This is a genomic window from Culturomica sp., assembly GCF_003524185.1.
GTDB classification, from domain to species: domain Bacteria; phylum Bacteroidota; class Bacteroidia; order Bacteroidales; family Marinifilaceae; genus Culturomica; species Culturomica massiliensis.
The window spans coordinates 259,329-284,167 of sequence record NZ_DOED01000008.1 but is presented as its reverse complement, the minus strand read 5'-3'; the positions used below and the strand labels follow the sequence as shown (position 1 = coordinate 284,167).

Genomic DNA, 24,839 nt, shown 5'->3' with positions numbered 1-24,839 from the left:
TTACACTCTTTTCGTAACTTCATACTGCAAAGCTATTAAAATATGCCTGATTGGAGCGACAATTTCGTAAAAACAGCTTCATTTTTTGTAACTTTAGCGATATGAAAACGTTAAAATAATACTAAGAATACTTAATTACCTAATCTATATCTTATTTATAAAACAAAAAACCATGAAAACACAAGATTTATCCAATCTGGTAAAACAGGCTGCCTGTCTGTTACTCATCTCCCATAAGGTGAATCAAAAAGACGAAAACAATAATTTCAAATTATTGCCGACCCTCTATCCGGAAGATGCATTGGAGCCTTACATCAGTAGAAAAACGGTAGAATTCCATTATGGAAAACATTTGGCCGGCTATATACAGACTACGAATAATTTGAAAGCCGATACCGAATACAAAGATCTCAGCATTGAGGAGATCATGTTGCGGGCAGACGGTAAACTATTTAATAATGCCGCACAGGTATACAACCACTATTTCCAGTTCGAAGCTTTACATGCCCCTAAAAAAGACAATGCCCCCGAAGGAAAAATCAAAAAAAACATAGAAGGTACGTTCGGAAACCTGGATACTTTCAAACAAAAATTTGCAGAAGCTGCAACGACATTGTTCGGCTCAGGCTATGTATGGCTGGTTGCTTCCGCCGATGGCAAACTGGAACTTGTTCAGACCAAAAATGCAGAAAATCCGTTAACGGCAGGAAAAACTCCCGTGTTGAACCTGGATGTATGGGAACATGCTTACTATTTGGATGTACAGAATTTACGCGCCAAATACGTTGAAAACTTCTGGAACATTGTCGACTGGGAAAAGGTCAATAAACGTCTGGAATGTATTAAATGATAAAAAAGCTGAGTCGGGGACTCAGCTTTTTTTTAGTTTACAATTTCCATTTCATCCAGCAGGTAACGGGCATCTCCGATCTTATCGATAATGAAAAGGACATATCTTATATCTACGGCAATGTTCCGGCAAATTTCCGGGTCATATTGCATGTCGGACATGACACCGTCCCAGGCCCTGTCGAAATTCAATCCGATCAATTCGCCACGGGCATTTAAAACCGGACTGCCCGAATTTCCTCCCGTCGTATGATTATTGGCGATAAAGCAAACCGGTACTTCTCCGTTTTGTGTATAAGGACCGAAATCGCCGGAGGCATAAATATCCCTCAATTTCTGCGGAATATTATAATCGTAAATTGCCGGATTATCCTTTTCCATAATTCCGGATAAGGTAGTATAATAATTATATCTTACAGCATCTGACGGAGAATAACCTCCTATCGTGCCGTAGGCGATACGCAGGGTCGAATTGGCATCCGGATAGAACACCTTATCCGACTCCATCTCCATCAAACCGGCCAGCCAAAGACGGTTCAACTGCTGTATCTCCCGGTTTATCTGATTCAAAGGGGACAATACTTTTTCCCGACTGAAACCGACGATCGAATTGATCAGCAGATAGGCCGGGTCCCGGCTGACTTTACTCACCGATTTAGAATCCAGTTTATCAATAAAACTGAAAGTCCTGTCCGGATCGGTAAAGACCGATTTGCGGAACATTTCTTCTGCGAATAAGGTTATTCCCTTCCCTTCGGCAGCCTCTGCTACCCCTTCCGGCACCCATTCCGACGGTACATTTTCATTGTACAACCGCAGCATTTCAATCAATATCGTTTTATCGACTTCCGCATCGTAATCCTTGAAAAAAGCCGTTGCATAATTTCTGAAATCTTCCTGAACACCCGCTTTGTCTGTTTGTGTCTTATAACGTTGGGCGTAAGTGTAAGCCGACAGAGCAAAATTCATCAGTTCGGCCCCTCTCCGGCCTGCTTCTCCCAGATAAATATCTGCCAGCATCAGTTCCTTCCGCTTATCGTACAATGCTTTGTAACGATCAATTAAACCGGCGTATTCCGGCTTGCCGGCTGCCCATACCTGAAACTTTTCTTCCAACATTCTTTTATTTTCAACCGTTTTAAAGCGTTTCAGACCTTTGCTTTCTCCCTGCCATTTTTTCCATGCATTGGCGACACCGGCTGCTTTCGAAGCATATTTGATCCGTAACAAATCCGAAGAATTCATAGCAGCCTTGATGATATTCAGTTTGGCTGTCCGTATGGCAATTTTATGAGGGTTCTCCAGCTCCACCAATTGATCGACAGCATAAGAAGGCAAATATTCGTTCGTTGTACCCGGATAACCGAATACCATCGTAAAATCACCTTCCGTCAATCCGCCGGCGTAAATTTTGGAAAAAGCTGCCGGACGATAAGGTTTATTCTTTTCGGAATAGGCTGCCGGCTCATTATTTTCTCCGGCATAGATACGCAACACCGAAAAATCTCCGGTATGCCTCGGCCAGGTCCAATTGTCCGTATCTCCTCCGAAATTACCGATTGCCGAAGGAGGTGCAGCTACCAGGCGGACATCCTTATAAATACGGAACACGGACATAAAAAATTGATTTCCGTTGAAATAAGGTTTTATATTGGCCGACAAATCGGTACCGGCAACCGCCGCCTGTTCCAATACTTTACAAACACTGTCTATCACGGCATTACGCCTTTTCTCCGGCATATTTTCCGACAATGCTGCCTGAATCTTCCCGGTGACGTCTTCCATACGTACCAATACAGAAGCCGTAATTCCCGGATTTGCCAATTCCTCATGACGCCCTTTTGCCCAAAAGCCATCCCTCAGGTAATTTTTCTCTAAAGAGGAATGCTTCTGTATCATATCGAAAGCACAGTGATGATTCGTCACGACAAGTCCTTCGGCACTGATCAATCCCCCTGTACAAAAATGCTGGAACGGACGTCCTTCCCGCCCTAAACCGACAACCGCATCTTTCAGAGATGCCCGGTTTATAGCATATATATCCTCTGCCGTCAGCTTAAAGCCTTTTTTCTGCATATCCTCGATATTGTATTTTTTCAATAACATCGGAATCCACATCCCCTCTTCGGCCCGGCAGCAAACAATACACCAAATGACACAAAAACACAGCAGTATACCTTTTTTCATAGTCTTGATTTTATAAAATAAATGATTATTGATTTATTCACACATATTCAATCCGAAAGCTTTCAATTCCCGGTATAACGTTTGCACAGGCAATCCCATGACATTGTAAAACGAACCGTCGATCCGTTCTATCCCTACATAGCCGATCCACTCCTGAATCCCATAAGCACCGGCTTTATCGAAAGGCTTGTATTTGTCTACATAGTAAATAATCTCCTCTTTATCCAGGTTTCTGAAATAAACATCCGTAAAAACCGGAATACTTTTTTGCTCACAAGCCGTCGTCAGGCAAAGGCCTGTAATTACAGTATGTTTATTACCAGACAGCCCGCTCAAAATACGAATGGCATCCGCCCGGTCATGCGGCTTTCCAATCATTTGACCGTGCAGACTCACAATCGTATCTGCCGTTATCAGTAAATCCGTGGCTTTTAGCTCCCCTTTGAAGGCCGCAGCCTTCAATTGAGCCAGATATACGGGAATATCTTCAACCTTCAATTCCGACGGATATACTTCATCCGTATTTTTCGTTCTGACTTCAAAGGCAATGCCGGCCTCTTTCATCAGTTGCTGCCGTCTGGGAGAAGAAGAAGCTAAAATAATGTGGGATATGTTACTCATAGATTTAAAAATTGAGAGATCGGTCAGTTGGCAAATATCAGGTCAAAAAAATGATGTAATAAAAAGCTGAAAGCTACACACAATACCATAATCAGGCGAATAATACCCAATTGCAGGCTACGTTTGACAGAAAACCACACACATACCAAATAGATACAATAAGGCAGACAAATACCCAAAGCAATATAAGTCAATACCAGAGAAGATTCAGAGAATACGGTAAAATACAACACAACAGCGCAGCATACAGCAATCGCCGTCCATACCGATATCACGATCCGGGTTGCACGAATACCCCATCTCACCGGTACCGACCGGATTCCTTTTTCGATATCTCCGGGTATCGTGTAAATGTCCTTATTCATCTCATAAATAACGGTATTCAGGAATATAAAAAGAGAAAAACCTAGAATCCAATTAAATAAATACATAAAGTTTGTATCTGTTTGTATCAATAAATCAGAGTATTCATCATTCAAAAGAGGGATCTCGAATAACAAAACACAAAGTGGAATCAATGCTGCAAGAATACCGACAATCAGATTTCCGATCAACAAATACCTTTTATACGCGGAAGAATAAAACCACAACAACCCGGATACCAGTAAAAATAAAATACCGATTTTCCAGATGCCGACATAGATGCTCAGGCCGAATGCTATAACAATGGCCAATACATTCAGGACAGAATGAAGTGTCATTGCCGTACGCCTGGTAATACACCGCCCGACAACCACATCTTTTACAGCCGATAACCGGTCTGTCCTCGTATCGAAATAATCATTGATCACATTGGCTCCGGCAATCAGGGCACAAACCGAAAGTACCGATAAAGTAAAAGCCCAATCCGGTAACTGCAACGTCAGTCCGTTGATATCTAAAATAGAACGGATGACAAAATAACGCATGCAATACATGGTGAAAGCAGCAAACAAAAGTGTCCGAATTCTGATCAGTTTTAATATCCCGAGCATATCACATTTATTTTATTGATTTTCAATATGTATAGCGAATATTACCGCATATTGTGCTTTAAGTTTCCGTTCTCACCTCTTTCCTTTGAATCTTTTCTGAACCGAATCCGGCTTACATGCTTTTCACATAGCATGTTGTATCCATCCAATCCCCCCTGGCTTTCAATACCTGGGAGATTACATCCCGGGCACATCCCATTCCTCCGGGCATATCCGAAATATAACGGGAAATCGATTTTATTTCCTCACAAGCATCGGCAGGACATACCGGAAGCCCTACCATCGTCATGACATTATAATCGGGAATATCATCCCCCATATACATGATCTCTTCCGGTTTCAGACTGTATTTCTCCATTAATTCATTCAGGGCTTCGACTTTATTTTCAATTTTCAGGTAAATATCCTGTATTCCCAGTTTACGGAATCTTTCTTCCAATCCGGGGGCTCCGCCTCCGGAAATAACCGCCCGGATATATCCTTTCTTACCACTGTACATAATGGCATATCCGTCCTTAGCACAAGAAGTCCGTATCAATTCCCCCTCCGGTGATAAACTTACCTCCTGCCGGGACAATACACCGTCGACATCAAAAACGAATGCCCGTATTTTTTTTAATTCATCTTTAAAAAAAGCCATATTCAAATAATTGATTTATTAACGATTCACCTGTTTCATTTCTACCATAACGATAACATTTGCGGTTTATCCCCGACCTCTTCTTTTTCTTCCTTTTTAGCATAAGTTTCCTGAATCGAATCGGACATAAGATTATAAAGTACAGCCAATTTCCGGTTTTTTTTCAATAAACTTTTATGCAACCCCAGTATATTTTCATCCCCGCGCCTGGCAGGTCCGGTTTGGGCCTCGTAAGGAGGCAGTAACATTACTTTATGAGCCGTTTCAAAAATTAACGGCTTTAATAGATTAAAATCCAAACCTTCTTCTTCCAGTATTTTTCCGGCCATCATATACAAGTGGTTGGTAAAATTATTGGCAATCACACCGGCCAGATGCAGTTTTTTACGCTTTTCCGACGAAATCTCCTGAACGTTATTTGACAAACATCCGGCTAACTGCCGGACAGTATCCAATACCCGCGGTTCTGAAGCCTCGATACATAAAGGTACTTCTGCAAAATCCAGGGCTCTTTTTTTGGAAAATGTCTGCAAGGGATACATTACCCCGTAATAATCCGCCGAAGCCTTGAATATGTCCAGGGGTACACTTCCGGAAGTGTGTATAATAACAGCTTCTTTATTTATTCTGATACTCTTAAAAAGCGGAAGTAAAGCATCGTCACTTACACAAAAGATATAAATATCGCAATCGGGGTATATGGCAAACAAATCCGCCGTATAGGTAATACCGGTTTTCACGCCCAAAGCCCTGGCCGATTCGATGCTGCGGCTGTATATCTGGCACAAATTCAAACCGGCTTTCAGCAAAGCCGGAGCCAGATGATGTGCTACATTACCGGCGCCAATCATCACAATCCTCTTATTCATCATCTCCGAAAGCAATATTTTTAGGTTTTACCTTTCCTTCTTTTATCAAGTCTGCCAGTCGTTTACAAGCCCGGCAAATATCCCTGTAAAATACCCCTGAAATCATTACCAATTGTCCGTTTTTTCTTTCCAAATGACGGAATTCCCCGCTCTCTTCCTCCTGATTCAGCAGGAGTATATCCTGGGCCGGAATAAAAGCATGCACCATCTGATTACGCAGTTTGTGGTACAGAAAGTCGTTTTCATTCAATATCCGGTATTTTCCCCCGAACAAATACGTTATTCCTGCCGCAAAACGTTTGGCCGCCTGTCCTTTCGTCTTCATCGGTTTTCTGTCCAAAAAGCCTCCTAACACTTCTATCGCTTGCCCCATCAATACAAATTGCATATATGACAATCCCGCATTTTGAACCTTCCCCAACTCTCCGATAACCACTGTTTCCAAAAAGGCAACCGTATTCTCAATTGTTTTCTGATTTTTCATAGGTGAGTCAAAAATAGTTCAAATTATCGAAAAATGCAGCGGTAAAATTCGAAAATTATTCTTTTATCCGAAGAGGCTGTCCGGAGCAAATTCCTTTTTACGGCCGTAATTATTTTAATCATCTGATTTTCTGGCACTATTCCTGATATTTTCCGATTGCAGCCTGTTTTTATATAAACCTGATACGAATTCTATTTTACAGCAACACATTATCCGACAATTTTGTAATTTTGTAAAAAAATAAGGCCATGATTTTAAAGAACAATACAATCACTGATATCTCTGACTTTTCAGAAAAAATATTTGAAAACGGGCTGAGCATATACGAAGTGATCCGGGTGTATAACGGACACCCTATCTTCTTAAGCGACAACTTACAAAGATTGGATAATTCAATAAAAAAATCAAATATTGACATACATGTATGCAATCTTCATATTGAAAATAAGCTGAACGAGCTTATCCGTCTGGAACAGATGAAAGAAGGCAATATAAAATATGTACTCCATTTTACAACTGACAAAACCGACGAATACATTTACCAGATTCCCCATTGCTATCCGACTGAAAAAGATTACCGGGAAGGTGTGGCCACCATCAGTTGCCAGGCTATGCGCAATAATCCGGAAGTTAAATATATCAACAACGGTTTACGGGATATGACGAATCGGTTGCTTCGGGAACATGCCGTCTACGAAGTCCTGTTGATAGACAGAGACGGTTGGGTAACGGAAGGTTCCCGGTCCAATGTATTTTTCATAAAAGACGGTATTTTCTATACGGCTCCGACACGTTATGTATTACCGGGAACAGCTCGCAAAAGGGTACTTGACATTTGTAAAGAACAGACATTCCCGCTTCGGGAAGAACGGGTCGCTTATCAAAATCTGCCTTCGTTTGATGCGGCTTTCATTACCGGCACCTCTCCCTTGGTATTGCCCATAAAAACGATAGACCATTATCCGTTTTCCCCTGATAACCGGTATCTACGTAAACTGATGGAAATCTATTTTTCGTTGCTGAATAACGTTTTTTAGGATTTTTTTTGATCAAATTTTTTTAATTTAGCTAGCTTTTCTTTAATATTGCAAAGTATAATATATTGATATGCTACAGGTTGAATTAAATGACTTAAACCGAGGATAACCTGAAATTACTATTTTGCATAATGAAGTATTTTATCTTAATTGTTGTCATTATCACTATTTTTCTGGCTAAGCCTTGGGAAATCAATTTTGCAGGAGGAACACCCCTATCGAACGATTCGACTCTACTATTGGCTAAAGCCATGGCAACAAAAGCCCCGCTTCCTTTATTCCCCCTAAACAAAGTACTCTCCAATACAGATTCCGAACTTCCCATAGCCCAAAAGCTCGACCGCTCCATTGAAAAATTCATGAAAACATGGCAGATCCGCGGAGCTTCTTTTGCCTTAATGAAAGACGATAAACTGATATACAGCAAAGGTTACGGATATGCGGATGCAGAAACCGGTGAAGAAGTCGATGTCAGACATATTTTCCGCATTGCCTCGGTTTCCAAATTGATTACCGCCAGCGGAATCATGAAACTGGCGGAAGAAGGCAAACTCCGGTTAGAAGACCGGGTTTTCGGACCGGAAGGTATCTTGAACGACTCTATTTTTTCCAAAATAAAAGATCCCAGAACCAAGCGTATTACCGTAGAACATCTGCTCCGGCATCAGGGAGGCTACACAGCCGTATACGGAGATCCGATGTTTTGTCCGCTGGACATTGCCCGTAAAATGAAAGTAAAACCTCCCGTCGACCTGAATACGATCATTCGTTTCGTACTATCCCGCCGTCTTCACTACACGCCTGGCACTTCTACGGCTTATTCCAATGTCGGATACGGTATTTTAACCCGGGTGATCGAGAAAGTATCGGGAATGAACTACGAAGATTATATCAAACAAAATATCTTGCGTCCTGCCGGCTGTTTCGATATGCATCTGGGCAGGAATCTTTATGAAAACCGGCTTCCCAATGAAGTCCGGTATTATGACACGGCAGAAGAGCTGATACCCTCATGCGACGGAAGTAAGCAACTGGTACCTAAATATTACGGAGGAAACAATATCGAAGAATTATACGGAGCCGGCGGCTGGGTGGCTTCTGCTTCCGAATTGCTACGGTTTATGGCCGTAATCGACGGTAATCCGGTTATTCCCGATATCCTCAGTCCGGAAAGTATAGAGCAGATGACGACATTCAGTGCGGATGCCCTGCCTATCGGCTGGATGCATGTTACTCCGCAAGGAGAATGGTCGCGTACGGGCACCCTGTCGGGTAGCAGCGTACTTATGAAAAAGCAATCAGACGGATATGCCTGGGTATTTATATCCAATACCGGTTCATGGAAAGGCCCCCGTTTTCAATCCTATATCAACGGAATGATAACCAAGGCTTTGAAAAATGTTCCTTCATGGCCGGAAAAGGATCTTTTTGCTTTACAACAATTCGAGCCCCATCAGCATATTGTCTTTCAATAATGTCCGATTCTTTCAAACCGACGGTTCTGGTTGCTCCCAATGCTTTCAAAGACTCTTTGACAGCGCCGCAAATATGTGATTATTTTAATTCTCTGTTGTCCGGTCGGTACCGGGTAATTTCTTTGCCTGCCGGTGACGGAGGCGACGGTACGGCTGAAATCATCGCTTCTTACTTTCCTCTGCCCCGTCCGGTTTATTTTCCGGCAGTCGATGCTTTGGAACGGCCTGTCCGGGGAACTTATTACCGCAGCGGGAAAACCGCCATCATTGAACTGGCCGGTATATGTGGCCTGAAAACACTGAAAATTCAGGAATATGATGTATTAAATGCCAATACGACGGGGGTAGGCAAAGCCGTAAATCACGCCGTAACAAACGGAGTAAACGAAATACTCCTTTGTGTGGGCGGTAGTGCCAGCATAGACGGTGGATTGGGAGCCTTGACTGAAATGGGATTGAAAATAACGAAAAGCCATGATAAATACAGAAATCACATCATTGATTTAAAACAAATTGATCCTTCTGACTTAAAGGTAAAATTCAAAGATGTAAAATTTACTATTCTCTGTGATGTAGAAAATCCATTGTACGGAAAAACAGGAGCGGCCTATGTATTTGCACCTCAAAAAGGAGCCTCGCCGCAGCAGGTTATACAACTGGATACATATCTGAAAAGGTATGCCTCCCTTTTAACCGGATATTCAAATGCGGCTGTTGCCGGTCTGAAATACGGAGGAGCTGCCGGAGGAATAACAACAGCATTTGCAGTCTTTTTGGGAGCCCGGCTCATTTCCGGATCCGAATATTATCTTCAGGTCTCCGGATTTGAAAAACACCTCCGGGAAAGCCATGTCGTCATTACCGGAGAAGGCCGTATCGACCGGCAATCTTTATACGGTAAAATTCCGGGCGTAATTGCGGATAAATGCCGGCAACGGCATATCCCCGTCATTGCCGTTGCCGGCATATCGGAACCCGGAGCTGAAATTTTCGACCGTATATTCCGGTTAATCGACTATGCCCCCTGCCTCCAGGCCTCGATACAACAAGCTCAGTGCTACTTTCCCGCCCTATGCCGGGACGTAAAAAAATACCTGGATACCTTATTTCGCTGATTTTTCGAAATCGTTTGCTATTTTTTTATACTTTTCCTTTGATTTCTGCTTACAATTTACAACTTTTGCACAAAATTTAATTTAATCCTTAAAATAAAACAGCACATATGGCTTACAGAATCCTTGCCATCAATCCAGGCTCGACTTCAACAAAGATTGCGATTTTCGAAGATGAAAATCAGATTTTCATCAAAACGATCCGGCATTCAGCCGAAGAGATCAGTAGTTATCCGAACATTGCTTCCCAGTTTGCATACCGGAAAGACCTTATTCTTTCCGAATTGAAAAATGCAGGGATCGATATTGCGACCATCGATGCAATCGTTGGCAGAGGCGGTGTTATCAAACCGATCGAATCCGGCATATACGAAGTAAATGCGGCTATGCTTCACGATCTGGAACATCCCGTTATGGGAGAACATGCATCCAATTTGGGAGGATTGATTGCACACAATATTGCTGCAGAACTCGGTGACAAAGTAAAGGCTTACATTGCCGATCCTGTTGTCGTAGATGAAATGGACCCGATTGCCCGTATCAGCGGACACCCGGCCATTCAACGCCTGTCTATTTTTCACGCATTGAATCAGAAAGCGATTGCCCGTACCTATGCACAGGAAGCTGGCCGTAAATATGAAGACCTCAATTTGATTGTCGCTCACATGGGAGGCGGTATTTCCGTCAGTGCACATCAAAAAGGCCGTGTAATCGACACCAATAACGCTTTGGACGGAGAAGGTGCGTTTTCACCCGAGCGTAGCGGCTCCCTTCCTACCGGTGCTTTGGTAAACCTCTGCTTCAGCGGACAATATACCAAAGAAGAAATCAAAAAAATGTTATGCGGCAAAGGCGGTGTTGTTGCTTATTTAGGCAGCAACGACATGCTGGAAGTCGAGCGTAAAGCAGAAACCGATCCGGAATGGGCAAAAATTCAGGATGCCATGAGTTATCAGGTATCCAAAGAAATCGGTGCAATGGCTACGGTTCTGAAAGGTCAGGTAGATGCCATCCTTTTGACGGGAGGCATTGCTTACGGAAAACCGGTAACCGATTACATCACCGCAAGAGTCGGCTTCATCGCTCCCGTAAAAGTATATCCGGGAGAAGACGAAATGCGTGCTTTGGCAATGAACGGCCTGCGGATACTAAAAGGCGAAACCCAAGCCAAAAAATACGTATAATCCGAACATAAATAAGAGTGACCGAAAATTCAGTTTTCGGTCACTTTTTTTTACCCTATTCTTTTTATTACATAGTATCGAAGTTGATATATTTATTAATAAGCACCGTTACACTGAAAAAAGCAGATTTTTATTCGACGGGAACGACTTTATCCAGTACCACATACCAGATGTAGCCTTTAACAGAAGTATACCCCATTTTTTGCAATGTATGGCAGTAATAACGGACTTGCCGCTTGTATTTCTCTTCTTCCTTGTTCCCGAATTTATAATCGATTACCCAGGCCGTATTTCCTTTTAACAACACCCTGTCGGGGCGTACTTTGTCTCCCCCGCCAAACAGAATATCCCTTTCGTTGACAACCTGAAAATCGGATGAAAACCAGGCAGAAACTTCGGGACGACACAAATATTTTTCGATTTTTGCGCGGTAAACCGCTTTGTCTTCCAGGGAAATCAACCCGTTCAGACACATTTGCCGGAGAGCCTTTTCCACATCTTCTTCAGACTCGATCATCCGGAATATCTCGTGCAGCAATTTACCTTCATCGACCGCCGAACGGGTATCCTGATCCGGATCGGTGTAATCCTGATATTTGTACCTGATACTGATCCGCTCTTCGGAATCATATACGGCATAATGCTCCAATACCAGCGGATTCTGTTCAGAAACAGTACTTTCTTTTTGGTATTTCGTACCGTATTGCAGATTCATTTCCCCGTCCGGGCAAAAATGAATTTGCTCCTTCCCTTTTAACCTTTCCAACACCTGATACATGAATGTACCGATATCTCCCACAGTCAGACTACCGTCTTTATTGATTTTAGGACGATACGGACGGACATATAGCTCTCTTTCCGCGCGGGTCAAAGCCACATACAACAAATTCAGATTATCGACATAAGCTTTCAGGTGCTCATCGAAGTAATCATCCTTAAATATCGTATCCGCCAATTTAGCCGAATAATTCAGGGGTGCATATTCCAGTTCATTGAATTTATCTTCCCGGGTCGTACACCAGATGCGCCGTAGCGGTTGTGTTGCATCCAGTTCCCAACTGCAAAAAGGCAATATGACGTGCTCAAACTCCAGTCCTTTGGCTTTATGAATGGTCAAAATACGTACGGCATCAATATCTTCCGAAGTCGAAAGCACTTTTTTCATCTGTTCTTTTTCCCACCATTCCAGAAACAGGATAATGCTATTCGAATTATTCGATTCGTATTCGAAAACGATATCCTGAAAGGCTATCAGATAAGGCACTTCCTCCTTTTTATCTTTCAAAGAAAACTTATCGATAATGGCTTCTACGGTTTCAAAAAGCGAATAAGACAATATCTTACCGGAATTGAAGGTAAAATCCGAATTCAGAAAACGGAATAACTCCTCTTCTTTTGCTGCTTTAAATATAGCATCCCATTTATCTGCATTACAACATTTTATCGACGAATAATAAAATAAAAGTATGGAAGCTTTGTTGACAATATCGTAGGGCTCGGCCATATACCGCAATACTGCGACGATAAACCGGACATAGGCGGACGACCTGACGTACAAAGAATCATTGGATACAAAATTTATCTTTTGAGAAGCAGTCGTATTGTATTCCATAAAATAATTAGCCGCAAAAGCCCCCTCTTTCGCATTTCTGACCAATATTACGATGTCTTTTTGCTGTCCTCCCCGTCGGGTAATATCCGCTATGACCTCCATTACGGAAGCCATAATTTGCGTATCCGCATCTTCTTCTTTTTTCGACGGTCCGAACAGAATATCGACATATCCTCCCAATTCTCTTTTCGGTACCTGTTCCAGATTATCATAAGCCTGCACGATGGCTTCCGACCAGGCATTATCCTCCCCGGCCGAATGGTCGTATAACGCCTTTAATTCCAGGGCTGCTTCCCGAAAAAAAACGTTGTTAAAATCGACAATCTCACGCGCACTCCGCCAGTTGTTCTGCAAAATAATATCATTCGTACCCAAACGGGCAAATTCATCTTCCACCCGACTGGCCAGTAAACGCCAGTCTCCGTTTCTCCAGCGATAGATACTCTGCTTGACATCTCCCACGATCATCGCCTGATTGCCTTCCGCGAGCGTATTGACGACCAAAGGCCGGAAATTCCGCCACTGTAAGGAAGAGGTATCCTGAAATTCGTCTATCATCAGGTGCTTGTAGTAATTCCCTGTCTTCTCGAACAGAAACGACGTGTCGTTTCCTTCAATCAGTATATTCAAAATACGGGTCGTATCACTAAGCAGCATGATCCCTTTTTCATCACAATATTCCCGGACTTTCTTATACAAATCGTTTAAAATCCCCAACTGGTATAAATTGGCTATCAATTGGCGGGCTGAAAGATAATAGCGGTATCGGGTGTCGTACGTTTCTATGGCAGATGCCAATATGCGATTCAATTCCGGGAAAACCGATTCAATTCTCATGCGGGTTTCCGGAACACAACTTTTGGTAATCCAATAACCGGTATCTCCGACAGCCTGACGGGCCGTTGAAGTGACATCGTCCAGCTTCCCGGCTTTCAACTTATAAAAATGCCCGGCACATCCGTTTTTCCCTCCTTTGAAGTCCTGCAATTCCAAACCGTTGCTTTCAATTAAGGAAACCGCTTTTTCTCCCAAAAGAGAAAGGGTTTCCTCATATTCCCGGACGATATTCCTCAAAAACAACTGGTATTCTTTTAAGAAGTCTTTGTCGCTGAAACGGGTCAGGATTTTGTCGTCCAGGAGCATGTAATTTTCCTTAAAAAGCTCTTCCCCTAACTCTACAATCCTGGCTTTGATCCTCCAGGATTTTCCTTCTTCCACGCCGGCAGTCATCAACTCTCCGATCCAGAACCTCAATTCAGGTTTGTCCTTTACTTCTTCCATGACTTTGTCTACGGCTTTTAAAAGCACAAAATCACTGTCGAGTTCGACATTATATCCCGGAAATATACCCAGTTCGTGAGTAAAAGATTTAATGATACGCTGAAAAAAACGGTCGATGGTCGTAACGGAAATGCGTCCGTAATCATGTAACAACATGGTACGCAACTGAATGGCTCTATTTTTCAGTTGTTCGTCTGTAAGGCGGAATTCGTTCTGCAAAATCGGACCGTAGCTACTGCTTTGCCCTTCGGCAAGCCGGTTCAACTCTTTAATAATCCGGGATTTCATTTCCCCGGTTGCCTTATTGGTAAAGGTAACCGCCAGAATATTCTTATACTCGGCAGGAACCGAAAAAATGATCCGGAAGTATTCCAATGTCAAAGCAAAGGTTTTTCCGGAACCGGCAGAAGCCTTATAAATGTTTAGCCGGGACATAGAAATAGATTGATGGTAAATAAATTAAAAATATCCCGTCAATTCAATTGTTGCTCAATACGGTTGTATTCCTTTAAACGTTTTTCGAGCGTCTTTTGATAATCTGTCAAATACAGGATATCCGGGTGGGCCGGTTTGTTTTTATCTGCCAATTCACGGGCTTTTTTTAACAAAGCTATCGCTTGTTCGAAATCACCCTGATTTTCCGACAACCAGGCTAAATTCAGATAAGCCTGAACGGCTGTTTCAGGACGTTCTTTGGTCGCGGCTTCCCATAATTTCATCGCCTGCTCCACATCATTTTGCCGGTAGAAAATATCCCCCATCCTCAACACTTTTTGCCGGTTGTATACCCTTCGCTCCGTTACCTCCCAATGCGGAATCAGACGCTTGCAATAAAGGGCTCCTTTATCCCAGGCATTTGCCCGGATAAAATCTAAAAAATTGAATTCATCGGTCAGATAATCCGTTAAATCGTCACGATATACGATCAAATCCACCGGAGCCGGTTCATCTGCGGCATACAAACGTACACAATAATTACTTTTTATGCTTCCGCTGCGTTCGTTCACCGTATAATAATAAGTCTCCAATGATACCACATAATCCAAACCGAAAGTACGGCATATCTTCTGAATATCGGCAGCAGGATATGCCGGAGGGATACTGTCAGAGCGCATATAGGAAACCAGGTTCTCGGCAAAAGCAGGAATGGAATCACGTGTGCCGTCCTCCGTCCAGGCAGACGTCAGTCCCTGATAAAACAAACCCGACAGTTCGTCCGGAGTCATTCCTTCATACGCATACAAAATGAAAGAAGTGTCCTGCACCTTCCGTATATGCCTGTTCAGGTATCCCAATTTTTTGCCTTGTCCCAACGTGACATCTGCCGGAGTCAGCACCTCCACTTCAAATGTCCTGTAACTACTACACGAACCGCAGAATAATATCAGTCCCAGTCCGGAAATCAGAGCGATCACCCTGCATAATACTTGAGGAAGAACCATTCGACACATAATAAAAATATTAAAATTAACCCCAACCACTGCAACTCTCCCAATTCTACATATCTCACTTCTTGCTTATATTCGGCCTTGAAGTTACGATTCTGATTAATATTTTGCAATAAATTATCAACTTCTTTCAAATCTACGGCTTGTCCGCCCGAATGCCGGGCTATTTCGGACAATAAAGCTTTATCGGCAACAACATCGTGGGCTTCGCTATTCTGTGTCCGGATAAAAAATGTACCATTCTTCTCAAAATGTCCGCCTTTCAAATCCGTAGCAAATACATAGTCATATTCTCCTGCCGGTAAATTACCTAAATTAATCCGGTATTTATCCCCGTGCCGGTTCATCAGATAATTGAAGTCTTTTCCGTCATGCCTCAAAACAAGCCGCACATCGGGAGTATTGACAAGTTCATAGCTTTCATTATACAATTCCGCATGTATGACAATATCTTCCGATTCATTATAGAGCGACTCTATATCACATAAAAAACGGTCATTGCCCCGTCTGCCCGAAAGGTAATTCACGGTTTTATAAACCAATGTATTGAAAAGATCATGGTTTCCATTCTCTTTATATGAAAACAAACGCCATTTCCACAAGCCTTCTCCCCAAAAGAAAGCCAAACGATAATCGGGACGGTCATAAAAGCTCATCATTTCATTAGACAGCACCGTATTTTTTATTTTCTGGAAAAATAACGGCTTATTCCCACTTCCCTTAAGCTCCCCGAAAGGTACGACAACCGGCGGGAATGCTGCGAACTGCCGGGCTTCTTCTTCCGTAAACTCAAAAAAAGGAAAATTCCGGTTAAGAGCCGGAGAAGCATATTCGTTTATTTCTGCCGTAAAATTCGCCGTATATGATTTGTCGTAACGGGCAAAAGCGGTAATCTCTTTCCTTCCGGTCAAAATATACCACAAGGCCGTTTTACGCTGCCCTGCCATCTCCAACACTTTCCGATACTCCGGATCATCGCTGCGGGGATTGTGAAAAATAAATAAAGAAGGCTTATTTTCCGCCGGCAAAGACTCCCCGAACCGCTTGACTGTACATTTGAATATGCCGGAAGTATTTAATGCCCCGGCAATAGCTGCAATATCCGGATGGGGAGCATCGTACCAGATGATTACTTCTCCCGAATTATCTATGATATTTACATAAGCCGTTGCCAAATTGTTTCTCAGGCTCCGTTCTTCAAAAGTAGTCTCCAGGCTCAGCGTATATTTCATCATCCCCTTACGGACAGCCTCGACCGGAAATATAATTTCCCGTAAATAATTGTCGTTGTCTATCGTCAGAACCTCTTCCCGGATGCTGTTCCCATTTTCCCGCAAAACACATTTTACGGTTCTCCCCTTCTGTTTCACAGCTACAATTTCGGCTTTCAACGGAAATACGGTCCGTATAAAATTGAATTTATTACAATCCAGACTTTTTACATACACATCCGGCATTTGTACCGTATCTCCCAGCCCAACGGTATATACCGGATAATCCCATGTTTTATAACGCGGATTGACACCTGTATTGTATATACCGTCACTCAATAAAATAACGGCTTCCGGCTTTCTGGCAATGTAATTATCTTTGATATAATCAAACGCTCCGGCTATATCCGTATAGTTTTCCGAAAAATCGATTACATCACTCTTCTTAACACTCTTCCCGAATGTCAACCATTCAACTCTAAATTTTTCCTCCAGTAAGCCTGTTTTTTCCCGTAAAGATGCTCCATATTCATTCAGATAATATAAAGAATCCTTATTGTTCAACAATGAAGCCGAATTATCCTGAACGATAATCAGCAAGGGTTTCACTTTGACCCGCCGGATCAAAGACAAGGCCGGTTGTAACAAAAGAAAAAGCAGTAAAAAAGCAGTCAGAAAACGAAGAAAAGCAATAAAACAAGCCAATTTCCGGCCGATATCCGGAAGCCGGAGCAATTTTCGGTATTTAAACCAAGCCATCACTACCGACAATAAAATAACCGGTAATATCCACCAAAAAGAAACACCAAATACCACCTTGATAGATTTATGATTTACGATTTATGATTTACGATTATAGGAGCTACCTAATCGTAAATCATAAATCAATAATCGTAAATATTACATGTTCATTCCCCCGCAAACATGTATAACCTGACCGGTAACATATCTTGAAAGATCTGAAGCCAGGAACAGACATACATCTGCGATATCCTCCGGGGTGCCTCCTCTTCTCAACGGAATCTTGGCAGCCCATTCCTTACGTACATCCTCCGACAATTGAGCCGTCATATCCGTAATAATGAATCCGGGGGCAACAGCATTGGCCCGGATGTTGCGGGAACCCAGTTCTTTGGCAATACTCTTCGTGAAGCCGATAATACCGGCTTTGGAAGCGGAGTAATTAGCCTGTCCGGCATTTCCGCTGACACCGACTACAGAACTCATGCTGATAATAGACCCGCTCTTTTGTTTGAGCATGACAGCCGATACCGCTTTACTGAAATTGAACACAGATTTCAAATTCACATTGATGACAGCGTCCCATTGTTCTTCAGACATTCTCATCAATAAGGTATCTTTGGTGATACCGGCATTATTTACCAGAATATCGATGCGACCGAATTCTTTAGCTATTTCTTCGACTGTAGTTGCCGTTTGTGCGAAATCAGCAGCATTCGAAGCATACATTTTCGCTTTAACTCCGCAAGCTGCAATCTCTTTTTCCGTAGCCTGGGCAATTTCATCGTATCTTAAATCTGTAAATGCAATGTTAGCACCTTGTTTGGCAAATGCCAAAGCCACTGCTTTACCGATTCCACGAGATGCACCGGTAATGAGGGCCGTTTTTCCTTCTAATAACTTCATAATAACAGTTTTATTTGACTATGATTAGTTAGACTTCAACCGGATTATCCGGTTCTATTCTTAAATTTTGATGGTCAAAGATAATGAAAAAACCCTTTTCTTTGCACATTTTATTTTTTTCTCCTATAAACCAGCCCTCTCCTTTCAGCCCTAATTCTCTGATTCTTTACCGGAAAACACAGAATATCTCCGGTTGTCATTTACATACAAAAAACATTCATGTAAATTGTAAATTTTAAATTGCCCTGGAAACTGATTTTTTAATCTGAAACCGTAAATCTACAATTAAAACATCCGTTAAAAAAATAATCGTATCTTTGAAAAATTGTACAATCGGTTCGGATACAAATGTTATTGTACCGACTCAATAATTACAAACTCACTTATGTATATTATAGAATTTGACAAATCTTTAACGGAAGAATCGGTAGATTTATTTACAGACGTATTCTCAAAACCACCGTGGAATGATATTTTTGAATCCAAAGAGCCTGTCATACGTTTTTTTCGTGCATTCATTGATTTACCCAATTTTAAGGGATACCAATTGTGTGATGACAATCATAAAGTGATCGGTGTATCAATAGGTTTCATAAAACCCTGGTTAAAAAACGACGAATTAAGGTATGAGTATTTTCTCGATCAGTATTGTATAGATCACACGTTGCAAAGAAGAGGTTTGGGAGAATATTTTATGAAAGGAATAGAGAAAAGACTAAAACAAGAAAATATCAACGATATTATATTAAATACGGGACTATCTTCTCCGGCTTGTAAATTTTACATTAAAATGGGTTTTCAGGATATGAAAGAATATGGGTTCTTATCCAAAGAATTATAACAAAGTATACGTATAAGCCGGGAAAATGAAAATAACTATTTTTCCGGAAAGATATAAACAATAAATATGACATGGAACAAGCAATTCAACTCAACGATCACAATAAGCAAGAATATCCGCCGATGCATACGGCTGAACATATCCTCAACCAGACCATGATCCGGCTGTTCGGATGCGGACGTTCCCGGAATGCGCACATCGAGAAGAAAAAATCCAAATGCGACTATATACTCCCTACAGAACCCACAAACGACCAGATAGCTGTCGTTGAAAATAAGGTTAATGAAATTATTGCGGCCCATCTGCCGGTAACCGTTGAATTCCTCCCCCGCAACCGGATTCCGGAAGGTATCGACTTAAGCAAATTGCCGGAAGAGGCCGGTGCTACCCTCCGCCTTGTAAAAATCGGGGATTACGATACCTGTGCCTGTATCGGACAGCATGTCGGCAATACCTCTGAAATCGGAAAATTTAAAATTATAAGTACAGATTATCAAAACACAACTTTACGGATAAGATTTAAACTCGAAAAATAAACATTTAACAACGAACGTTTTAATTGTAGATTTACGGTTTCAGATTAAAGAACCTGATAACGAATCAGTTTCCAGGGCAATCTAAAATTTACAATCTATATGAACTTTTGGTGTTCAGAACCTTTATTTTCTTTTCGAAAATATCCGTTTGCAGACCTCTATAAAATAAGTTGTGTTTTTGTTTCACGATTTCTCTTTTTTTGAGGGGAAGATTGTGGGTATAATCTAAAATTATCAATCTAAAATCTACAATTAAAACGTCCCCTGATTTTAAATTAAAGGACTGATGTTCTATGAATTGATATAAAAAACAACTTTTTTTAAAATTTGAATGCAAAGACCATGTATTTACAATTTTTTTTATTTAAATTTGTTTCGTCTTTATGCAAAAATTAATACATAACAAATATTGATATGCTGAAATCTTACAATTTCCCTAGCGTATACGAAGCAACTAATCAGGAACTTAGTAATGTCGCTGAAAACATTCTGGATGGAATAAAAATTACGGTTGATGATAACGAGTATATTGTAGGTAACCTGGCTCTTGTGGAAGGTTATTCCCCTCATAAAAATATCAACCCGGCTCCTACCGAAGAAGAATACAAATTATTATGTAATGCGGCTTTGTTACTGACCCAGCCGAAAGGTGAGGAAGAGATTTACCTGACCACCGGTTTCCCGTTCTCAACCTATATGTTATACCGGGATAAGGCTGCTGAAATTCTACAGGGACGCCACATCATCAACTATGATGCTTCTACGTTCGGAGGTCCGGCAAATGCCAAAAGAGAAGTAAATGTCGGTAAAGTGGAAATTATTCCTGAAATCATGGGGTGTACCACTGCCATTCGGGAAGGTAAATTGCAGGAGAAGGAAAATTTCTTCATCGTCAGCCTCGGATACGGTACATGCGAAGCTGTTGTAAGCACCCGTGCCGGTTTAATCAACCGTTCAGCGATCAGTACCCACGGTTTACGCCATGCTGTGAATTTATTAGCGAATGAATTGGCAAAAAGTTTTTATTTAAATCTGAAAACCGAACACCAGATCGATGTTGCTTTCCAGAAAGGCAGTATTACGGTAAACCGTGTAAAACACAATATCCTGGATATTCGGGAAAAAGTATTGAAAATATACTATTCTGAAATCATTGCTCCTAATTTGAGAAAAGCATTCACGGACGATGATTTCAACAAATGCTCCAAAATGTATTTAGTCGGAGGAGGTGCTCTGTATCCCGAATTGATCGACTGCTTTAAAGAAGAATTCGGAGAATTCGTAAGTGTTGAAGTCTATCCGGAACCGGAAAAATGTGCTTCTCACGGATATTGCCTCCATTCAAAAATAAAATCCAATGTCGCTAAATCTGCTATCCCGAACAATGTGGATGCCGATGAAATAAAGATTTTCAGAAATCCTCAGTTAGCGGTCGGTATGGATATAGGAAACGCAAATACTTGCGTCACGATATACAAAGATGGCGAATGACCATAGACGCCTGTACCGGTAAAAGAGTTGTTCCGCAAATGGGACAACTCTTTCTTTTGACCAAATGCCTTAATCAATTATAACAAAATACACAATGGAACTTTTAGAACAAATAAAGGCAAACGCTAAAGAATGCCAGAAAAGAATCGTACTCCCCGAAGGAACAGAAGAACGTACCCTGAAAGCTGCAGAAGTTATTCTCAGCGAAGGTCTCGCACAACTCATTCTTTTAGGTAAACCGGCCGATATCAAAGCCAAAGCTGAAGCATTGAATTTGCACCACATCGACTCTGCAACGATTATCGATCCGGTAGCTCACGCTAAAAAAGACGCCTATATCGATTTGTTGGTCGAATTGCGCAAAAGCAAAGGCATGACAAAAGAGCAAGCGTTAAAGCTTGTTGAAGACCCCTTATACCTTGCCACCCTTATGATCAAAAACGGAGATGCAGACGGAGAAGTTGCCGGAGCTATCAATGCAACAGGCGACGTATTGCGTCCTGCATTTCAGATTGTAAAAACCGAACCGGGTATTTCCGTTGTTTCCGGAGCATTTATGTTATTGACCAACAAACCGGAATTCGGTGAAAACGGACTGTTGGTGGTAGCCGACTGTGCCGTACATCCGAATCCTACGGCAGAAGAACTGGCACAGATTGCTGTCGTTACGGCCCGTACAGCCCGTAATATTGCCAAAATAGAACCCCGCGTTGCTATGTTGAGCTTCTCTACCAAAGGTTCCGCTAAAAATGAGCTTGTAGATAAAGTCGTTAAAGCAACCGAACTTGCCAAACAAATGGCTCCCGACGTTATGATCGACGGAGAACTGCAAGCCGATGCCGCTCTCGTTCCCTCTGTCGGACAATTGAAAGCACCGGGAAGCCCTGTAGCCGGAAAAGCCAATGTTTTGATATTCCCTACACTGGAAGTCGGCAATATCAGCTACAAGCTGGTACAACGTATTGCGGGCATAGAAGCAGTCGGTCCCGTATTGCAAGGTATGGCTGCTCCGATCAACGACCTTTCACGAGGCTGTTCCGTAAGCGACATCATCAATATGGTTGCCATTACAGCAAACCAGGCTGCCGGATTGATGAAATAAAAGACATATTCAAAATTACAAACGGCAATTTGAAGCAGGCAATTTTCTGTATCAGATTGCCAATTTTCAAATATCAAAAGTGCATCGGCACAAAACAAAAGGAAATGAATATATTAGTATTGAATTGCGGTAGTTCTTCTATCAAATACCAATTATTGGATATGAAGGCACAACCGGTCATTTTAGCGAAAGGTTTAGTTGAAAAAATCGGCCTTCCCATGGGCATTTTTACACATAAACCGGAAGGCAAAGAAAAACTCGTTATCGAACAGCCTATCCCCGACCATGTCGACGGTATGGATTTGATCCTAAAGGCTTTAATCGATAAAAAATACGGCGTCATCGATTCTCTGAATGAAATCAATGCTGTCGGTCACCGTATCGCCCACGGCGGAGAATACTTTTCTCACAGCGTACTTATAGATGAAGACGTAAAAGCTAAAATCAAAGCATGCAGTGAAATTGCACCTTTACACAACCCGGCACACCTCAAAGGCATTACGACAATGGAACGTCTGTTACCTTCCGTACCGCAGGCTGCTGTATTCGATACCTCATTTCATCAAACACTCCCTCCGAAGGCGTTCATATACGGTATCCCTTACGAATATTACGAGAAATACGGAGTACGGAAATACGGCTTCCACGGCACTTCTCATAAATTCGTAGCTGAAAAGGCCTGTCAGATTCTGGGCTGGAATATAGCAGAGAAAAAAATCATCACCTGCCATCTCGGAAACGGAGCCTCCATTACAGCCATAGATAAAGGCAAATCCGTAGACACCTCTATGGGTTTCACCCCTGTTGCCGGCGTGATTATGGGAACCCGTTGCGGGGATCTGGACATCGGAGCCTTACTTTACATTTGTGATAAAAAGCAATTTACCAGTCTGGAAGCCGTCCGCTTAACCAATAAAGAATCCGGGGTATACGGTATTTCAGGCGTTTCGTCCGATTTCAGGGAATTGGATGCTGCCGTTGCAGAAGGCAACCAAAGAGCTCAACTCGCTATTGAAGTATTCTGTTACGACGTTAAAAAATACATCGGCTCCTATGCCGCTGTTTTAAACGGCGTTGATTTGATTGTATTTACCGGAGGAATCGGTGAAAACAACAGTATCGTACGTGAAATGGTATGTAACGGTCTGGAATACCTCGGGGTTGATTTCGATTCAAACATCAATCAGCAGGCCAGAGGTGTAGACCGGACACTTTCCAAAGCAGATTCCAAAGTAAGAGTAATGACCATTACAACAGACGAAGAACTGGTTATCGCTACCGATACCATGGAACTGGTCAAATCCATAAAATAAATTAAGCCCGATTCATAAAAAAAATCGTACGGATTTCCGTACGATTTTTTATTTTAACACTCAATCGCAGTTTATTCAACAGGAGTCACAGGACCGTCCACCAGGAAATTTTCATCCGTTTTCAGTGTTACTTCTATCGGACTCTGAGGATATTCCATAATCAGAGAGCCTCCGTTGGATTCGGTTCTGGCTGCTGCGAAAGCAATATATACGACATCGTTCTCCGTCAGATTGACAAATCCATTCGTTGCACGATATACAATATCTCTTAATTTAATACGTGCAGAAGTCGGTAATTTCTGGTTTACATCCCCCCAATAAACGAAATTGGCATAGCAACGTTTAAATTCATACGGACTGCTCTCAGAACTTTTGGCTCCCAAAGCAAACATCAGATAATAAGCGGTGGCATTTTCTACGGTTCCGTCCACCTCCATCGAAATCTCTCCATTTTTCATTTCGAACTTTTTCAATTTCAGCGTACCCAACGGCTTGGTTTTATCAATATTCAACGTAAAACTGGCAACCGCACTTTCCTCTTTGGTATTCGTTACCGTAAATTTATAACCTCCGTTCGGCATTTCCCGTCTCCATTGCAAAGCAGTTTCAGGTATCTCCCATACATTTACATTAAACACTTGTCTCATAAAAAGAAAAGGATTATCTGCAGAAATAACCTCTGCACTTTTCATCGTCTCATTGGCCGTTACATTCAAATATACAGCGAAATCATTGTTTTTCTGCAATATGTATCCGCCCGGATAAGCGGTAAACTCCGGATCATTCGACTTTATACAGCCGCTCATCATTACCGGCAAAGCAGCAATGACCAATAAACTTTTTAAATTCTTTAATGTTTTCATACTTAATTGTTTTTGTCAATAAAAATTCCCGTATTTATTAATTGTCTGCGAATATCTGCATT

21 protein-coding genes are annotated in these 24,839 nt (G+C 41.9%); 10 read left to right on the top strand and 11 right to left on the bottom strand.

Going from position 1 to position 24,839, the window contains the following annotated elements; translation table 11 throughout:
* The first annotated feature begins 172 nt into the window (after positions 1–172).
* The gene (locus DD657_RS04100) at positions 173–850 is read left to right on the top strand and encodes a superoxide dismutase (RefSeq protein ID WP_287048587.1); all 678 of its coding nucleotides are present in this window, start codon (positions 173–175) and stop codon (positions 848–850) included.
* A 32-nt stretch (positions 851–882) separates the two neighbouring features.
* On the opposite strand, the gene DD657_RS04095 is transcribed toward DD657_RS04100, so the two are convergent.
* From DD657_RS04095 to DD657_RS04070, 6 genes are all read right to left on the bottom strand, one after another.
* On the bottom strand, positions 883–3,036 hold the full coding sequence (locus DD657_RS04095) for a S46 family peptidase (protein ID WP_287048585.1): 2,154 nt from the start codon (positions 3,034–3,036) through the stop codon (positions 883–885).
* Between the two features lie 33 nt (positions 3,037–3,069).
* Positions 3,070–3,657 (bottom strand): Maf family nucleotide pyrophosphatase, encoded by a 588-nt coding sequence (locus DD657_RS04090; RefSeq protein ID WP_021988734.1) that lies wholly within the window; start codon positions 3,655–3,657, stop codon positions 3,070–3,072.
* A 23-nt stretch (positions 3,658–3,680) separates the two neighbouring features.
* Positions 3,681–4,631, bottom strand: coding sequence for a geranylgeranylglycerol-phosphate geranylgeranyltransferase (locus DD657_RS04085; protein WP_287048584.1), 951 nt, complete (start codon positions 4,629–4,631; stop codon positions 3,681–3,683).
* Between the two features lie 112 nt (positions 4,632–4,743).
* Positions 4,744–5,271, bottom strand: a complete 528-nt coding sequence (locus DD657_RS04080; RefSeq protein WP_021988736.1) for a KdsC family phosphatase — start codon at positions 5,269–5,271, stop codon at positions 4,744–4,746.
* 41 nt (positions 5,272–5,312) lie between these two features.
* Positions 5,313–6,143 carry a Rossmann-like and DUF2520 domain-containing protein gene (locus tag DD657_RS04075; RefSeq protein ID WP_021988737.1) on the bottom strand — a complete coding sequence of 277 codons (831 nt, stop codon included), beginning with the start codon at positions 6,141–6,143 and terminating at the stop codon, positions 5,313–5,315.
* On the bottom strand, positions 6,133–6,624 hold the full coding sequence (locus DD657_RS04070) for a hypothetical protein (protein ID WP_287048582.1): 492 nt from the start codon (positions 6,622–6,624) through the stop codon (positions 6,133–6,135). The genes DD657_RS04075 and DD657_RS04070 overlap by 11 nt, the downstream gene beginning before the upstream one ends.
* Positions 6,625–6,872: 248 nt before the next feature.
* Here DD657_RS04070 and DD657_RS04065 point away from each other — a divergent pair, with 248 nt between their 5' ends.
* The 4 genes from DD657_RS04065 to buk all read left to right on the top strand — a co-directional run bounded on the left by DD657_RS04065 (position 6,873) and on the right by buk (position 11,432).
* Positions 6,873–7,661, top strand: coding sequence for an aminotransferase class IV (locus DD657_RS04065; RefSeq protein ID WP_068689505.1), 789 nt, complete (start codon positions 6,873–6,875; stop codon positions 7,659–7,661).
* Between the two features lie 131 nt (positions 7,662–7,792).
* Positions 7,793–9,136, top strand: coding sequence for a serine hydrolase domain-containing protein (locus DD657_RS04060; protein ID WP_021988740.1), 1,344 nt, complete (start codon positions 7,793–7,795; stop codon positions 9,134–9,136).
* Positions 9,136–10,251, top strand: coding sequence for a glycerate kinase family protein (locus DD657_RS04055; RefSeq protein ID WP_287048581.1), 1,116 nt, complete (start codon positions 9,136–9,138; stop codon positions 10,249–10,251). Before DD657_RS04060 ends, DD657_RS04055 begins: the two co-directional genes overlap by 1 nt.
* A 107-nt stretch (positions 10,252–10,358) precedes the next feature.
* The gene (gene buk / locus DD657_RS04050; protein WP_118773063.1) at positions 10,359–11,432 is read left to right on the top strand and encodes a butyrate kinase; all 1,074 of its coding nucleotides are present in this window, start codon (positions 10,359–10,361) and stop codon (positions 11,430–11,432) included.
* Positions 11,433–11,562: 130 nt separating this feature from the next.
* Here buk and DD657_RS04045 read toward each other — a convergent pair whose 3' ends face one another.
* The 4 genes from DD657_RS04045 to fabG form a co-directional block, all read right to left on the bottom strand.
* Positions 11,563–14,760 (bottom strand): UvrD-helicase domain-containing protein, encoded by a 3,198-nt coding sequence (locus DD657_RS04045; RefSeq protein WP_287048578.1) that lies wholly within the window; start codon positions 14,758–14,760, stop codon positions 11,563–11,565.
* Between the two features lie 38 nt (positions 14,761–14,798).
* Positions 14,799–15,767, bottom strand: coding sequence for a DUF6340 family protein (locus DD657_RS04040; RefSeq protein WP_273132737.1), 969 nt, complete (start codon positions 15,765–15,767; stop codon positions 14,799–14,801).
* Entirely contained in the window at positions 15,737–17,800 is a 2,064-nt protein-coding gene (locus DD657_RS04035; RefSeq protein ID WP_287048575.1) for a hypothetical protein, read from the bottom strand. Before DD657_RS04035 ends, DD657_RS04040 begins: the two co-directional genes overlap by 31 nt.
* An 84-nt stretch (positions 17,801–17,884) precedes the next feature.
* The gene (fabG, locus tag DD657_RS04030; protein WP_021988746.1) at positions 17,885–18,631 is read right to left on the bottom strand and encodes a 3-oxoacyl-[acyl-carrier-protein] reductase; all 747 of its coding nucleotides are present in this window, start codon (positions 18,629–18,631) and stop codon (positions 17,885–17,887) included.
* A 385-nt stretch (positions 18,632–19,016) separates the two neighbouring features.
* Here fabG and DD657_RS04025 point away from each other — a divergent pair, with 385 nt between their 5' ends.
* From DD657_RS04025 to DD657_RS04005, 5 genes are all read left to right on the top strand, one after another.
* Positions 19,017–19,472 (top strand): GNAT family N-acetyltransferase, encoded by a 456-nt coding sequence (locus DD657_RS04025; RefSeq protein WP_021988747.1) that lies wholly within the window; start codon positions 19,017–19,019, stop codon positions 19,470–19,472.
* A gap of 71 nt (positions 19,473–19,543) precedes the next feature.
* Positions 19,544–20,008, top strand: coding sequence for an alanyl-tRNA editing protein (locus tag DD657_RS04020; protein ID WP_287048573.1), 465 nt, complete (start codon positions 19,544–19,546; stop codon positions 20,006–20,008).
* Positions 20,009–20,422: 414 nt separating this feature from the next.
* Entirely contained in the window at positions 20,423–21,499 is a 1,077-nt protein-coding gene (locus DD657_RS04015; RefSeq protein ID WP_021988749.1) for a ParM/StbA family protein, read from the top strand.
* 94 nt (positions 21,500–21,593) lie between these two features.
* The gene (pta, locus tag DD657_RS04010) at positions 21,594–22,601 is read left to right on the top strand and encodes a phosphate acetyltransferase (protein ID WP_021988750.1); all 1,008 of its coding nucleotides are present in this window, start codon (positions 21,594–21,596) and stop codon (positions 22,599–22,601) included.
* Positions 22,602–22,705: 104 nt separating this feature from the next.
* Positions 22,706–23,914, top strand: a complete 1,209-nt coding sequence (locus DD657_RS04005) for an acetate/propionate family kinase (protein WP_021988751.1) — start codon at positions 22,706–22,708, stop codon at positions 23,912–23,914.
* Positions 23,915–23,985: 71 nt separating this feature from the next.
* On the opposite strand, the gene DD657_RS04000 is transcribed toward DD657_RS04005, so the two are convergent.
* Entirely contained in the window at positions 23,986–24,777 is a 792-nt protein-coding gene (locus tag DD657_RS04000) for a hypothetical protein (protein ID WP_287048572.1), read from the bottom strand.
* Between the last annotated feature and the right edge of the window lie 62 nt (positions 24,778–24,839).